The 15237-nt window shown below is 55.7% G+C and carries 13 protein-coding genes, 1 tRNA gene and 1 pseudogene; all 15 read right to left on the bottom strand.

Translation table 11 applies throughout. From position 1 onward, the window contains the following. A partial coding sequence (locus Q7U76_05595) for a GTP-binding protein (protein ID MDO8355842.1) occupies positions 1–177 on the bottom strand: 177 nt, incomplete at its 3' end. A gap of 36 nt (positions 178–213) precedes the next feature. Beyond that, the gene (gene fusA, locus Q7U76_05590; GenBank protein ID MDO8355841.1) at positions 214–2295 is read right to left on the bottom strand and encodes an elongation factor G; all 2082 of its coding nucleotides are present in this window, start codon (positions 2293–2295) and stop codon (positions 214–216) included. Positions 2296–2406: 111 nt separating this feature from the next. Beyond that, positions 2407–2877 carry a 30S ribosomal protein S7 gene (rpsG, locus tag Q7U76_05585; GenBank protein ID MDO8355840.1) on the bottom strand — a complete coding sequence of 157 codons (471 nt, stop codon included), beginning with the start codon at positions 2875–2877 and terminating at the stop codon, positions 2407–2409. A 45-nt stretch (positions 2878–2922) separates the two neighbouring features. After that, positions 2923–3294, bottom strand: a complete 372-nt coding sequence (gene rpsL, locus Q7U76_05580; protein MDO8355839.1) for a 30S ribosomal protein S12 — start codon at positions 3292–3294, stop codon at positions 2923–2925. A 120-nt stretch (positions 3295–3414) separates the two neighbouring features. Further along, positions 3415–7593 (bottom strand): DNA-directed RNA polymerase subunit beta', encoded by a 4179-nt coding sequence (gene rpoC, locus Q7U76_05575; GenBank protein ID MDO8355838.1) that lies wholly within the window; start codon positions 7591–7593, stop codon positions 3415–3417. 49 nt (positions 7594–7642) lie between these two features. After that, positions 7643–11599, bottom strand: coding sequence for a DNA-directed RNA polymerase subunit beta (gene rpoB / locus Q7U76_05570; GenBank protein ID MDO8355837.1), 3957 nt, complete (start codon positions 11597–11599; stop codon positions 7643–7645). An 85-nt stretch (positions 11600–11684) separates the two neighbouring features. Continuing rightward, positions 11685–12083 carry a 50S ribosomal protein L7/L12 gene (gene rplL, locus Q7U76_05565; protein ID MDO8355836.1) on the bottom strand — a complete coding sequence of 133 codons (399 nt, stop codon included), beginning with the start codon at positions 12081–12083 and terminating at the stop codon, positions 11685–11687. Between the two features lie 27 nt (positions 12084–12110). Then, positions 12111–12617, bottom strand: a pseudogene (gene rplJ, locus Q7U76_05560) (50S ribosomal protein L10). Between the two features lie 37 nt (positions 12618–12654). Further along, positions 12655–13347: a 50S ribosomal protein L1 gene (gene rplA / locus Q7U76_05555; protein MDO8355835.1), complete on the bottom strand. Its 693-nt coding sequence runs from the start codon at positions 13345–13347 to the stop codon at positions 12655–12657. Between the two features lie 91 nt (positions 13348–13438). Beyond that, positions 13439–13864 (bottom strand): 50S ribosomal protein L11, encoded by a 426-nt coding sequence (rplK, locus tag Q7U76_05550; protein MDO8355834.1) that lies wholly within the window; start codon positions 13862–13864, stop codon positions 13439–13441. Between the two features lie 37 nt (positions 13865–13901). Continuing rightward, on the bottom strand, positions 13902–14438 hold the full coding sequence (gene nusG, locus Q7U76_05545; GenBank protein MDO8355833.1) for a transcription termination/antitermination protein NusG: 537 nt from the start codon (positions 14436–14438) through the stop codon (positions 13902–13904). Between the two features lie 64 nt (positions 14439–14502). Further along, positions 14503–14697 carry a preprotein translocase subunit SecE gene (gene secE, locus Q7U76_05540; protein ID MDO8355832.1) on the bottom strand — a complete coding sequence of 65 codons (195 nt, stop codon included), beginning with the start codon at positions 14695–14697 and terminating at the stop codon, positions 14503–14505. Positions 14698–14792: 95 nt separating this feature from the next. After that, positions 14793–14868, bottom strand: a tRNA-Trp gene (locus tag Q7U76_05535). 40 nt (positions 14869–14908) lie between these two features. Next, a complete protein-coding gene (gene rpmG, locus Q7U76_05530) occupies positions 14909–15058 on the bottom strand; it encodes a 50S ribosomal protein L33 (protein MDO8355831.1) in 150 nt (49 codons plus the stop codon). Positions 15059–15096: 38 nt separating this feature from the next. Continuing rightward, on the bottom strand, positions 15097–15237 hold a 141-nt coding region (gene tuf / locus Q7U76_05525), incomplete at its 5' end, for an elongation factor Tu (GenBank protein MDO8355830.1).

Here is a 15237-nt window from a genome sequence, read left to right as displayed (position 1 = left end):
CCGACCCTGGCTTTCGCTCGCCTTCGCCACTTCGTCGTAGCTGATGAACTTGGCCATACCCTTATCCGCGCTCACCTTGGTCAAGGCCGCGGTCAACGTCGTCTTGCCGTGGTCCACATGTCCGATCGTCCCGATATTCACATGCGGCTTCCGCCGCTCATATTTCGCCTTCGCCATAACCGCTCCTTCCGTCCTGCTCAAAAGTCAATCAGACTACTCGCCCCGATACTTCGCGATGATCGCCTCTGAAATCTGCCGAGGCACCGGATCGTACCGGTCGAATTCCATACTATACGTTGCGCGCCCCTGCGTGCGAGACCGAAGATCGGTTGCATATCCAAACATTTCGCTGAGCGGCACCGAGGCATCAATCACCTGCGCAGCAGCCCGAGACTTCATACCTTGAATCTTGCCGCGGCGGCCGTTCAGATTCCCGATCACATCGCCCATAAAATCCTGAGGAACCACAACCTCAACCTTCATGATCGGCTCAAGAAGAACAGGATCAGCCCTCTTACAAGCGTCGATAAATGCCATGGAACCGGCGATCTTAAAGGCCATTTCATTCGAGTCTACATCGTGAAACGATCCATCGATCACCGTAACCTTGACATCGCGAAGCGGGTAGCCGGCGATGACGCCGGAGTCTAGCCGCTCCTTCACACCCTTTTCGATTGCCGGGATAAATTCCCTAGGAATAGATCCACCGACGGTCTTATTAATAAACTCCAACCCCTTACCGGACTCAGCCGGCTCGACCGTCAACACGACATGGCCATACTGACCACGGCCACCCGTCTGCTTGACGTACTTCGCCTCCGCCTCGGCCTTCCTACGAATCGTTTCCCTAAAGGCGACCTCCGGCTTTCCGACATTAGCCTCAACCTTAAACTCACGCATCATGCGATCGACGATGATCTCGAGGTGCAACTCACCCATTCCCGCGATGATGGTCTGAGCGGTCTCCTCATCCGTCTTGACCCGGAAAGATGGATCTTCCTGCGCCAGCTTCTGGAGCGCGAAACCCATCTTCTCTTGATCCTGCTTGGTCTTCGGTTCAATCGCCATGGCGATGACCGGCTCAGGGAATTTCATGACTTCAAGCAGAACCGGCTGCTTTTCATCCGCTAGCGTATCTCCGGTCGTCGCCCCTTTTAATCCGACCGCCGCCACAATGTCACCCGCATAGGCCACATCGATGTCTTCGCGCTTGTTTGCATGCATCTTCAGGAGACGCCCAACCCGATCCTTCGTCCCCTTCGTCACGTTCGCAACGGAAGTCCCCGTCTTCAACGTGCCAGAGTAGACCCGCAGAAACGTGAGCTGGCCAGCAAACGGATCCGTCATAATCTTGAAAGCGAGAGCGGCGAACGGCTCACTATCCGAGGGAAACCGCTTCACTTCCTTCTCGGTATTCGGATCGACCCCGGTCACAGACTCGACATCCAGCGGAGACGGAAGGAAATCAACGACCCCGTCCAACAACTGCTGAACACCCTTATTCTTGAAAGCCGTTCCACAGAGAACCGGCGTCATCTTCATCGACAGCACACCGGCACGAATGGCTCGACGAATTTCCTCTTCGGACAACGGCTGGCCATTCAAATACTTATCCATCGCCTGCTCATCGAACTCAGCGACGGCATCAACCATCTTGGCGCGATATTCATTGGCCCGATCAAGGAGGTCTGCCGGAATCTCATCGATTTTATACTTGGCGCCAAGCGTCTCATCGTCATACACGTAGGCCTTCATCGTGATGAGATCGATAGACCCACGATACTCCGACTCTTTACCAATCGGAATTTGAATCGGAATTGGATTGGCCCCAAGCCGGTCGATCATCGTCTGGACACTGGTATAGAAATCCGCGCCGATGCGATCCATCTTATTCATGAACGCAATGCGAGGCACACTATACTTATCAGCCTGCCGCCAGACCGTTTCGGACTGCGGCTCAACCCCCTGCACAGAGTCAAACACCGCTACAGCCCCATCCAACACCCTGAGAGAGCGCTCGACTTCAATCGTGAAATCGACGTGCCCTGGAGTGTCGATAATATTAATACGATGATCGCGCCAGAAACAGGTTGTAGCTGCAGCCGTAATCGTGATGCCGCGCTCACGCTCCTGCTCCATCCAGTCCATCGTGGCTGCGCCCTCGTGCACCTCACCGATCTTATGCGAAATCCCGGTGTAATAGAGAATGCGCTCGGTCGTCGTCGTTTTACCGGCATCAATGTGGGCCATAATGCCGATGTTGCGAGTTTTTTCTAATGGTGATTGACGTGCCACGAAGATCCCCTAAAAATACACATGCCGCAAACAAGGCCGATGAAATACTGCAACCTACAAGCACCCGCATAGGCGGATCGCAGTACGGCCCAGCTGCAGCACAGAAAAATCCTACCAGCGATAATGCGCGAACGCCTTATTGGCCTCCGCCATTCGATGCACATCTTCCCGCTTCTTCACCGCCGCACCCGTGTTATTCGACGCATCAAGCAGCTCAGCTGCAAGCTTCTCCCGCATGCTCTTGCCGCCGCGAGTCCGCGAATACTCCGCCAGCCACCTGAGAGCCAGCGACATCCGGCGTGCCGGGCGAATTTCAACAGGCACCTGATACGAAGCGCCACCCACCCGACGCGACTTCACTTCGACAACCGGCTTGACATTATCGATCGCCGTCCGAAACACCTTGAGCGGATCACTACCAGTCTTCTCCTGAATGACATCGAAGGCGCCGTAGCAAATACGCTCGGCCGTACTCTTCTTGCCACCAGACATCAGGATATTCAAAAATTTCCCGACGAGCTTATCCCGATATCGTACGTCAGGGAGCGGATCGCGCTGATCTAAAAATCTAGTTCTTGGCATGTGTCATTCACTCTCTCGTTACCAACTGAGACAATCTATCTACCCCTACTTTGGACGCTTCGCTCCGTACTTCGAACGGCTCTGCTTACGATCCGCCACACCGACAGCGTCAAGGGCACCTCTGACGATGTGATAACGCACACCAGGCAAGTCCTTCACACGACCACCGCGCACAAGCACAATGGAGTGCTCTTGCAGATTGTGGCCGACGCCGGGGATGTACGTCGTCACTTCCATCCCGTTGGTCAACCGGACGCGCGCAACTTTACGCAGCGCCGAGTTCGGTTTTTTCGGAGTTGAGGTGTAAACACGGAGGCAGACACCGCGCTTCTGCGGGCAGGACTTGAGCGCAGGGCTCTTCGTCTTCGCATGCGCCAGCTTGCGGCCTTTTCTGACTAACTGATTAATCGTTGGCATTAGTTCGTCACTCTCATCTTCAGCACAGTTTGACTGCTCTGCTCAACTCTTCAAGTGTAAAGCCCGCGGATTATAGTGATCATCCGCCGCGGTGTCAAGTCACATTCAACGCCGCATGGATTATGAGCGCGCAGGCCCTTCCGATCCCGCTCCCACCCCTTCATGCGTCAACGCCGCTGCCTCTCCCTGACCCGCAATCACCGGCTCCGGCTTGGGGCTAATGACGAATGTGTCGCGATATTCGTCGAAGCCCGTTCCTGCCGGGATCAAACGACCGACAATGACATTCTCCTTCAGTCCTAGCAGCTTGTCTTCGCGTCCATTGATCGCCGCTTCCGTCAAGACACGGGTGGTCTCCTGGAATGAAGCCGCAGAAATGAAACTATCCGTAGTCAGCGCTGCCTTGGTAATACCAAGTAGGACAGGCTTCCCGAGTCCTGGCTGGCCGCCCCGCGCCACGACTCGCTCATTCTCCTCATCGAACAACATCTTACTGACCTGGCTGCCCGGCAGGAACTCCGTATCGCCAGGATCTTCGATTCGAACCTTGCGCAACATCTGCCGCACAATAATCTCGATATGCTTGTCGTTGATCGTCACGCCTTGCAGGCGATACACATCCTGCACTTCATCGACGAGATACTTCTGCAGCTCGTTCGGGCCCAGCACGTCGAGGATGTCGTGCGGGTTCGCCGATCCGTCCATCAACGGCTCACCGGCCCTCACCCAATCGCCCTCATGCACGTTGACGTGTTTACCCTTAGGAATAAAATATTCCTTCACGTCGCCCATCTTATTATTGACCAGCACCTTGCGCATGCCCTTCACGAAACCGTCGTAGGAAATTTCACCGTCGATTTCGCTGATGACCGCCGTCTCCTTCGGCTTCCGGGCCTCGAACAACTCAGCGACGCGAGGCAGACCTCCCGTGATGTCCTTCGTCTTGGTCGTCTCACGAGGAATCTTCGCCAACACATCACCAGGCGTCACGAGTGCGCCTTTTTCGACGAAAATATGCGCGCCGACCGGGAGCAGATAGCGGGCCACGTTCGCCGCCGCGGCAACCTTGGCTGTCTTCCCGCTCTCATCCTTGACGGATACGCGAGGGCGCAACGTCGCGCCACTATGCTCGACGATGACCTTGCGGGAGAGACCGGTCACTTCGTCGAACTCTTCCTTCATCGTGATACCTTCCACGATGTCTCCATACGCAACCCTGCCGCCCACCTCAGTCAAAATGGTCAATGAGTAAGGGTCCCACTCCACCAATTTCTGACCCAACTCGATGCGACCGCCATCCTTCACCTTGATCTTGGCGCCATAGACGACCGAATACTTTTCGCGTTCACGCCCGCTCTCATCGGCAACGGCGATCTTCGCATTCCGGTTCATGACGACCCATTCGCCTTCTTTATTCTGAACCGCAATGCCGGCGTTATGAACGTCGGCATTTTTCTTGGCGTCGAAGCTCATAAACTTGATCGTACCGGCATGTTTCGACTCGGTCACGGTCTGCTCAACCACCTTGCTCGCCGTTCCTCCGATGTGGAACGTCCGCATAGTCAGCTGTGTTCCCGGCTCACCGATCGATTGCGCTGCAATGACACCGACCGGTTCGCCCTTTTCGACCAACCGCCCGCGGGCCAAGTCGCGCCCATAACAGGAGCGACACACTCCGCGTCGCGATTGACAGGTCAGCACCGAACGAATCTTCACGCGGTCGACCGCGGCTTCCACGATCGCCTTGGTGCGGTCTTCATCGATCTCTTCGTTGAAGGAGACGATGATCTCACCCGTGACAGGATCACGGATATCTTCCGCCGCCAAACGACCCAATACGCGTTCTTCGATCGGCTGGATAATTTCGCCACCTTCGACCAAGGCACTCACAATGATGCCATCGGTGGTGCCGCAATCGATCTCGTTGATAATCACATCTTGCGCGATATCGACCAACCGACGCGTGAGATAACCGGAGTTGGCTGTCTTCAACGCCGTGTCGGCCAATCCCTTACGGGCACCGTGCGTCGAAATGAAGTACTGCAACACCGTCAAGCCTTCGCGGAAGTTGGCGGTAATCGGCGTCTCGATGATTTCACCGGACGGCTTGGCCATCAATCCGCGCATACCACCCAGCTGACGGATCTGCTGCGAACTACCACGAGCGCCCGAGTCTGCCATCATGAAGATCGGATTAAAGGACTCGGCCTTATTCGGGTCACCACCCGCGCCTAGCTCCTTCATCATTTCATTCGCGATTTGTTCGGTCACGTGGGCCCAGATATCGATCACCTTATTGTAACGTTCACCGTTAGTGATCAATCCCTCGGCATATTGCCGCTCGATCTCAGTCACTTCATGCTGCGCCTTCCCAAGCAACTCCTGTTTCTTGGTCGGGATATGCATATTGTCGATGCAGATCGAGATACCTGCCCGCGTGGCATAATGGAATCCCAGGTCCTTGACCTTGTCGAGGAACGTGACGGTCTCACGATGTCCGCACTGGCGATACACCGTATCGATCAGCTTCGTCATTTCCTTCTTGGTCATGAGCTTGTTCGCGTTGGCGAACGGCATGTCAGCAGGAAGCACTTCCGACAGAATGACTCGCCCGACCGTGGTCTGAACGAGCGCGCCCTCGACCCGTACCTTAATTCGTGCATGCACTTCCAAAGCTTCTGCGTCGAATGCAATGCGCACTTCTTCCGGCGAGCCGAATAATTTACCCTCGCCCTTACAGCCGCCACGCTCTTTCGTCAGCCAATAACAACCGAGCACCATGTCTTGCGACGGCACCGCGATCGGTTTGCCGTTCGCAGGCGAGAGGATGTTATTGATCGACATCATCAGCACGCGTGCCTCGACCTGCGCTTCAACCGACAGCGGAACGTGGACCGCCATCTGGTCTCCGTCGAAGTCGGCGTTGAACGCGGCACAGACCAGCGGATGCAGCCGAATGGCCTTGCCTTCGACCAAAACGGGGTCGAACGCCTGAATACCGAGACGGTGCAATGTGGGTGCACGGTTCAGCAGCACGGGATGCTCGCGGATAACCTCATCCAGTACGTCCCATACTTCCGGCCGTTCTTTTTCAACCAAACGCTTGGCACTCTTGATCGTCGTTGCCGCACCTCGCTCCTCCAACTTATGGAAGATAAAGGGCTTGAAGAGTTCGAGCGCCATCTTCTTCGGCAAACCGCATTGGTGCAGGCGAAGTTCCGGTCCCACGACAATGACAGTTCGGCCAGAATAATCGACCCGTTTACCGAGCAGGTTCTGACGGAAACGCCCCTGCTTGCCCTTCAGCATGTCGCTCAATGACTTGAGCGGCCGCTTATTCGGCCCACGAATCGCACGACCGCGCCGGCCGTTATCGAAGAGAGCATCGACCGCTTCCTGCAACATCCGCATTTCGTTTCGAATAATCACGCCCGGCGCCTTCAGTTCGATCAAACGCTTCAAACGATTGTTCCGGTTGATGACGCGGCGATACAGATCGTTCAGGTCCGAGGTCGCAAATCGTCCGCCGTCTAGCGGCACAAGTGGACGCAACTCAGGAGGCAACACCGGGATGACATCCATGATCATCCATTCGGGCATGTTCCCGGACTTGCGGAACGCCTCGATGACCTTCAACTGCTTCGCATATTTCTTCTTCAACGCCGCGGAAGCAGATGTCTTCGCCTTGGCCTTGATCTCATCCCACTTGGCCGTGATATCAATCTTACGGAGCAACTCACGGATGGCATCGGCACCGATACCGACCTTGTAGGAGCCGGGGCTGTATTCAGATTGGAGAGAGCGAAGCTTTTCCTCCGAGACCAGCTCCTTTTCCGTCAAGTCAGTCGATCCTGGATCGACGCAGACATAGCTCTCGAAATAGAGGATCCGTTCCAGTCCCTTCAAGCTCATATCGAGCAAGGTTCCGATCCGGCTCGGCACTCCCTTGAGAAACCAAATGTGCGCCACCGGCGCCGCGAGCTCGATATGGCCCATGCGCTCTCGGCGGACTTTAGACTGAATGACCTCGACGCCGCACTTGTCGCAGACGATTCCGCGGTGCTTCATCCGCTTATACTTACCGCAGTTGCATTCCCAATCCTTGATCGGACCGAAAATCTTCGCACAAAACAGTCCATCTTTTTCCGGCTTAAACGACCGGTAATTGATGGTCTCCGGCTTCTTCACCTCGCCGTACGACCACGACCGAATTTTTTCGGGCGACGCGATCTTGATCCGCATCGAATCGAATGAAACCGCATCGCGCGGCTTCTCAAATAATGTATAGACGCCTTCCAAAGTAGTGACCTCCTCTGATGCCGGCCGCACAGGCCGGCACACAAATGGGTTAGTCTTGCGACTTAACCAGTTCGACGTCGAGCCCTAAACTCTGCAACTCTTTGACTAAGACGTTAAACGACTCGGGCAATCCAGGCTCCAGGAATGGCTCACCCTTCACGATCGCTTCATACATCCGCGATCGGCCCGGCACGTCGTCAGACTTCACCGTCAAGAACTCTTGCAGCGTGGACGCGGCACCGTAAGCCTGCAACGCCCAGACTTCCATTTCTCCCAACCGCTGGCCGCCGAATTGCGCCTTACCACCGAGCGGCTGCTGGGTGACGAGCGAATAAGGACCGATCGACCGGGCGTGAATCTTGTCGTCCACCAAGTGGTGCAACTTCAAGACATACATGTAGCCGACCGTCACGGGACTGCCGAACATTTCACCGGTTCGACCGTCCATCAGCATCGTTTGCCCGCTGGGCGGAAGACCTGCTTTTTTGAGCAAATCCTTAATTTCTGCTTCTGACGCTCCGTCGAACACCGGACTCGCCACCTTGATTCCCAGCGCCTTGGCAGCCCAGCCCAGGTGAGTCTCGAGGATCTGACCGACGTTCATACGTGACGGCACACCGAGCGGATTGAGCACAATTTCAACCGGCGTCCCGTCCGGCAAACAGGGCATATCCTCTTCGGGCAAGACCCGAGAGACTACGCCTTTATTGCCGTGCCGTCCGGCCATCTTGTCGCCGACCTGAATCTTGCGCTTCATCGAGACGTAAACCTTGACGAGCTTGATCACGCCAGGCGGCAACTCATCACCCCGCTTCAGGCGTCCGACCTTCTCGTCATACAGCGTCTGTAGAATCTCGATCTGTTCCTTCGCCCGTCGTTCGACATCTTCCAGCTCTTTTTGCTCATCCGGATCGCTCAGAATGATGTACCGGACCGTCTCGTCCGGCAGCCGCTTGAGAATCTCTGCAGTCAGCTTGCCCTTCTTCTTCAGAATGACATCGCCGCTCTCAGGATCCATCAAGTCACGACCGACCACTTTCCCAAGCAGGAGCTTTCGGATCTTCTTCGTTTTTTCTTCATCGATGATACGGAGCTCTTCGTGATGGTCACGCTGAAGCTTCATCGCATCTTCGCTTTCGATACTCTTGGATCGTTCGTCCTTATCGAGGCCCTTGCGCGAGAAGATTTTCACATCGACCACGATACCCTCGACGCCCGGCGGCACCGTGAGCGACGTATCCTTCACATCTCCGGCTTTTTCACCGAAGATAGCCCGCAACAGCTTCTCTTCCGGCGTGAGCTGGGTTTCGCCCTTTGGCGTCACCTTCCCGACCAGAATATTGCCAGGCTTCACTTCAGCCCCGATACGAATGATGCCGCTTTCGTCGAGATCGCGAAGCGCTTCTTCTCCGACATTCGGAATATCGCGGGTGATGTCTTCCTTCCCGAGCTTGGTGTCGCGGGCCTCAACCTCGAACTCCTCAATGTGAATCGAGGTAAACGCATCTTCCCGCACGAGCTTTTCGCTCAGCAGAATGGCATCTTCGAAGTTATATCCGCCCCACGGCATGAAGGCGACAAGAATGTTTTTGCCTAGGGCCAATTCGCCGTGATCAATGGCAGGACCGTCCGCCAAGACCTGCCCAACCTTCACCGGCTGCCCGAGCCGAACCACAGGCGTCTGCGTGATCGTCGTATTCTGATTCGATCGCTGAAACTTGATCAAGTCGTACACGTCTAAGCCGGCATCGTTCCGCTTCCGATTTTCTTTGGAGTCGGCACGTACCACGACCCTCGTGGCATCTACACTTTCCACCACACCGGCCCGCTTGGCCTGCACCACATAACCAGAATCACGCGCAACGACCGCTTCCATACCCGTCCCGACTAACGGGGATTCGGACACCAGCAACGGCACAGCTTGACGCTGCATGTTCGATCCCATCAAGGCACGGTTGGCGTCGTCATGCTCCAAGAAGGGCACCAATGCCGTCGCCACGCTCACCACCTGCTTCGGCGACACATCCATATATTCGATTTTGTCGGATGTGGCAGTCACAAAGTCTCCGGCAGAGCGCGCAGAAATGGTTTCGGACAGCAAGCGGCCGGATGCATCGATCGGCGAGTTCGCCTGAGCGATGATGTACTTGTCCCCTTCGATCGCGGAAAGAAACTCGATCTCGTCCGTCACTCTCCCCTTCACCACTTTGCGATAGGGCGCCTCAATAAATCCGAATTTATTGATGCGGGCATAGGTCGCCAGCGACGTGATCAATCCGATGTTCGGACCTTCCGGCGTTTCGATCGGACAAATACGGCTATAGTGCGAAGGATGGACGTCGCGAACTTCGAAGCCCGCCCGTTCCCTGGTCAAACCGCCGGGACCGAGCGCGGACAGCCGCCGCTTGTGTGTAATTTCCGCGAGCGGATTCGTTTGGTCCATGAACTGGGACAACTGACTGCTGCTGAAGAACTCTTTGACCGCGGCGACAACAGGCTTCGCATTGATCAAATCATGCGGCAGCACCGTTTCCATATCGAGGAGGTTCATCCGCTCCTTGATACTGCGCTCCATACGGACCAGCCCGAGCCGGAACTGGTTCTCCAGCAACTCTCCGACCGAACGAACGCGACGATTGCCCAAGTGGTCGATGTCGTCGATTTCGCCCTTGCCCAGCTTTAAATTCACAAGATACCGGATAACCTCGACCATGTCCTGCGCGGTCAACGTCCGTTGCTCCAACGGCAGATCGAGACCCAGCTTTTTATTCAACTTGAGACGCCCAACCGGCGAGAGGTCGTACCGTTTGGAGTTCGAAAACAGATTATCAAAGAGCGCTCGCGCCGTGTCGACTGAAGGCGTTTCTCCCGGCCGCAACCGCCGGTAGATCTCGACCATCGCTTCCTCTTTCGAGGTGGTCTTATCCATCTCCAACGTGTCCAGGATCACCGGCGTCGACGTGACGGTATCGAAATAGATCGCCTTGAACTCTTCGATGTCGCTGTCGAGCAACGCTTCAACAATTTCTGCCGTCAGCCGCTGATTTCGCTCAGCGATCACGTTCTTCTTGGAGTCGACCAGCTCGGTCAGGACCGCACGGCCAATTAACTCGCTCGGCGCAAGCGGAATCTCTTTCACTCCGGCTGCCTTGAGCTTCGCAATGAGTCCCTTCGTGAGCTTGGCGCCTTCCTTGACCAACGGCTCCTTGCTGCCCTTCTCAAGCACTTCCGCTGAACAACGCAAACCATGATGGATTTCAGGATCGAGCTTACGAAGCATCTTGCCCTTGACGACCCGGATCTCTTCGACCGGGTAATACATCTTGAGCAGATCGTCGCTCGAAAAGCCGAAGGCCTTCAACAGAATGGTGGTCGGCATTTTCCGTCGACGGTCAATACGCACATAGAGGATGTCGCGGGCGTCGAACTCGAAATCGAGCCACGAACCGCGGTAGGGAATGATCCTAGCGGAATACAACACTTTGCCGCTTGAGTGGGTCCGGCCCTTATCGTGCGTGAAGGAGGCGCCAGGCGAGCGATGCAGCTGGCTCACCACGACACGCTCCGTGCCGTTAACGATAAAGGTTCCGCGCTCGGTCATCAGCGGCAATTCGCCGACGTAGACTTCCTGCTCGCGGACATCGAGCACTTTCTTCTTGGTGCCCTTGTCTTCCTTATCGAATACGACCAGGCGCACTCGAAGTTTCAGCGGAACGGCATAGGTCATTCCCTGCTCAAGGCATTCCCGCTCATCGTACTTCGGAGCGCCGAGCGTATAACTCGTAAACTCCAATACGGCCGTATTGTTATAATCCGGAATCGGAAAAACACTCGCCAGGGCCGCCTGGAGCCCATGATCCTTGCGGCGTTCTGGCTCGACCTCCCGCTGAAGGAATTCCTCATAGGAGCGCTTCTGGATCTCAATCAGATCCGGAATTTCAATGCTGCTATGAATGCGAGAGTAGTCTTTCCGCTCGACGAACTCTTGCAGAGTCGTTTCGGACATTCCACGGTCCTCCACTACAATGGTTAGGACTGGGTGCCCGCACAAGGCAGGCACCCAGAGACACTAGAGACTGATCAAAGCGAGACTACTTGACCTCGACCTTGGCGCCGCTCTCTTCGAGCTTCTTCTTGATGGTGTCGCACTCTTCCTTCGTGACACCGGTCTTCACAGGCTTCGGTGCGCCTTCGACCAGATCCTTCGCTTCCTTCAATCCAAGGCTGGTAATTTCGCGAACGACCTTGATGACCTGAATCTTCTTGTCGGCCGGAGCAGAGACGAGGACGACATCGAACGACGTCTTCTCTTCGGCCGCTGCGGCTGCACCGCCGCCACCGGCTGGAGCGGCCGCTGCGACTGGAGCCGCGGCAGTGACGCCAAAGCGGGTCTCTAAACCCTTCACGAGATCCGCCAAGTCGAGCACACTCATCGTCTCGATGGCCTTGATCAACTCTTCCTGTGACAATTTCGCCGTTGTTGCTGACATATCCCCTTCTCCTTTTCGTTTATCCTGAATGGCTGCAATGACTCTCACGAATTTCGACAAGACCGCACTCAGCGTATACACCAGACCACGCGCCGGCCCCTGCATGGCCGACAACAACATCGCAATGAGGACTTCCTTCTTCGGCAACTTGGCGACAGCCGCTAACTCGGCCGGCTGCACCACCTTCCCCTCCAACACACCGATAGTGATCCTGATCTTCTCTTCCCGCTTTTCCGCCAAGATAAAATCCCGAAGGATCTTCGTGGGAAGCACGGGATCGTCGTAACCGATCACCAACCCCGTCGGCCCCTTCAAGTAATCCGTCACCCCCGAAAAGATGGTGCCTTCGGAAGCACGGACCGCCAACGTATTCTTGACTACTCTATATTCGGCATTCGCACCGCGCAATTGCTTGCGAAGCTGCGTAACCTGGTTTGCGGAGAGCTTAGCGCTCTCGGTGATAATTGCGAGCCGCGCACGGCCAAATCGCTCCGTCAACTCCGCAACCGCTGTCGCTTTCTCGTCCTTCTTCATAATCTAACCCCTCCCCTTCCGCGCTGCGACACCCGGACTAACTCCATTCTTTGGCCAATGCCATCGCATCAAGCTGCACGCCAGGCCCCATCGTGCTCGAAAGGGTCGCGCTCATCAGATAGCGCCCCTTACACGAGGCAGGCTTCGCCTTAATCACCGCCTCAAGAACCGCCGAGGCATTTTCATGCAACTGCTCAGGCTTAAACGAGACCTTCCCGACAGGCACCTGAACAATCCCAGCTTTTTCGACTTTGTACTCGACACGGCCTTTTCGGATTTCAGATACCGCTTTCCCGACATCGAACGTAACGGTTCCGGTTTTCGGATTCGGCATGAGCCCGCGAGGACCCAACACCTTTCCGAGCTTTCCGACCGCCGCCATCAGATCCGGAGTGGAGATGGCGCAATCAAACTCCAGCCATCCACCCTTCACCTTCTCCATCAGTTCATCGGAGCCGACGAAATCAGCGCCAGCCTGCCGCGCCTCCTGCTCCTTCTCTCCTTTGGCGAATACCAACACGCGAACTTTTTTCCCCGTGCCATGCGGCAGCGAGGTCGTCCCACGGACCATCTGGTCGGCCCGCTTCGGATCGACACCGAGACGGAGCGCCAGATCGACGGACTCATCGAACTTGGCAAAAGACGACCGCTTCACAGCCTCAACTGCCTCCCGCAAGGCATAGGCCCGAGGCTCAAGCTTTTCTACCGCCGCCCTCATCTTCTTTCCCATTGCGATTTCCCCCTTACACCATCACACACAATTTCACGCCCAACCCCTACTGCGCAAACACTGAGAGAGCAGTCCTGCACGTGAGTGCACACTACCCCTGAACCACCACTCCCATACTACGTGCCGTTCCCTCAATGATCTTGATTGCGCCCTCGAGATCGGCGGCATTGAGATCCGTCATTTTCTTTTGCGCAATCTCACGCAGCTGTACCTTCGTGATCTTGCCGACCTTATCCTTCTGCGGAACGCCAGATCCCTTAATGATTCCAGCCGCCTTCTTCAAAAGGTCAGACGCCGGCGGGGTCTTCATCACAAAGGTAAACGACCGGTCCTTATAAACCGTGATCACCACCGGAATGATACTGTCGCCCTCTTTTTGAGTCTTTGCGTTGAACTGCTTGCAAAACTCCATGATGTTGACGCCGTGCTGTCCCAGCGACGGTCCGACCGGGGGAGCAGGGTTCGCCTTCCCAGCCGGAATCTGCAATTTGATCTGTGCCGATACTTCTTTGGCCATGTCCTAAGCTCCTACGCGCGTTCGACCATTTCGGAAATTAAATCCGCTCCACTTGCAAGAACCCGAGCTCCACCGGAGTGGAGCGCCCAAAAATACTGACCAAGACTTTAATACGGCTATGATCATGATCCACCTCGTCCACCACGCCGTTAAACCCGAGGAATGGACCATCGATGATTCGCACATTATCCGTCTTGATAAACTTGACCTGCTCGCGGGGACCTGACGCGCCCGCATCAACCTGCTTCAGCAACGAATCCACTTCTTCAGACGACAGGGGCGTGGGCTGCGCACCGCCGCCGACGAACCCAGTGACCTTCGGCGTTTCCTTGATCATCTGCAAGGTTTCATCGATCAGCGGGGACTCCAGCTCGACAATGACGTACCCGGGGAAAAATTTTCGCCGGGACGTTCGACGCTTGCCATCCTTGATCTCAATCACATCTTCCGTCGGCACGAGTACCTGCCCCAGCTTCTCAACCAACCCCATTTGATTGGCCCGTTCGAGCAAGCTGGTTTTCACCCGCCCCTCAAATCCCGCGTAGGTATGAATGACGTACCAATTCTTTGCCATGCCCTACCCTCGGATCATTGGTTAACTACCTGCCCTGCGGCCGTTCACACTCACAGCTCACGACTTACAGAATTTTACCCACGACCCAGACGAGAACTGAATCGATGAACGACAGATACAAGGACATGATAACGCAAAACACAATGACCACTGTCGTAGACCCAACCGTTTCGGCTCGAGTCGGAAACGAGACCTTCTTCAACTCACCACGCACATCGCTGAAAAACTCTCGGATAGAATCTATCGACTTTCTGAACATGCGCGCCTCACCTTCACCAGTAAGAGAGGGAACCTACCGCCCCACTCTCCATCAAGCCACCCACATCGAGCCTGGCCCATCCGCTACAAAGCGCTTGGCAGGGGCACTAGGATTTGAACCTAGACTCTCGGTTTTGGAGACCGATGTGCTAGCCATTGACACCATGCCCCTACGACGGCTGGCAGTCCAACCATTGTGCCGGCAACCTAGCCTACTTCACTTCCTTATGGGCATTGTGCTTCCGGCAGAACTTGCAGAACTTATTCCGCTCCAGCCGATCCGGATCGTTCTTCTTATTCTTCATGGTGGAATAGTTCCGCTGCTTGCAGATCGTGCACGCCAAATCAATGATCTCTCGCATCTCAATACTCCCATGCTGTCATGCGACAGCAGTCAGGTTTACGCCAGAATTTCGGTGACGACGCCAGAACCGACAGTCTTGCCGCCCTCGCGCACCGCGAACCGCAGCCCTTGATCCATCGCGATCGGGCTAATCAGCTCACCCGTCACACTCACATTATCGCCCGGCATGACCATCTC

The sequence above is a fragment of the Nitrospirota bacterium genome (genome assembly GCA_030645475.1).
GTDB lineage: Bacteria > Nitrospirota > Nitrospiria > Nitrospirales > Nitrospiraceae > Palsa-1315.
Note: the sequence above shows the minus strand (reverse complement) of the source record. Positions and strands in the feature narration are given on the sequence as shown.

Bases quoted from the DNA above. Each gene is read 5' to 3' on its own strand.
- rpsG (MDO8355840.1), bottom strand. From the start codon at position 2,877: ATGCCAAGAACTAGATTTTTAGATCAGCGCGATCCGCTCCCTGACGTA.
- rpsL (MDO8355839.1), bottom strand. From the start codon at position 3,294: ATGCCAACGATTAATCAGTTAGTCAGAAAAGGCCGCAAGCTGGCGCAT.
- rpoB (MDO8355837.1), bottom strand. From the start codon at position 11,599: ATGTCCGAAACGACTCTGCAAGAGTTCGTCGAGCGGAAAGACTACTCT.
- rplL (MDO8355836.1), bottom strand. From the start codon at position 12,083: ATGTCAGCAACAACGGCGAAATTGTCACAGGAAGAGTTGATCAAGGCC.
- rplA (MDO8355835.1), bottom strand. From the start codon at position 13,347: ATGGGAAAGAAGATGAGGGCGGCGGTAGAAAAGCTTGAGCCTCGGGCC.
- rplK (MDO8355834.1), bottom strand. From the start codon at position 13,864: ATGGCCAAAGAAGTATCGGCACAGATCAAATTGCAGATTCCGGCTGGG.
- nusG (MDO8355833.1), bottom strand. From the start codon at position 14,438: ATGGCAAAGAATTGGTACGTCATTCATACCTACGCGGGATTTGAGGGG.
- secE (MDO8355832.1), bottom strand. From the start codon at position 14,697: ATGTTCAGAAAGTCGATAGATTCTATCCGAGAGTTTTTCAGCGATGTG.
- rpmG (MDO8355831.1), bottom strand. From the start codon at position 15,058: ATGCGAGAGATCATTGATTTGGCGTGCACGATCTGCAAGCAGCGGAAC.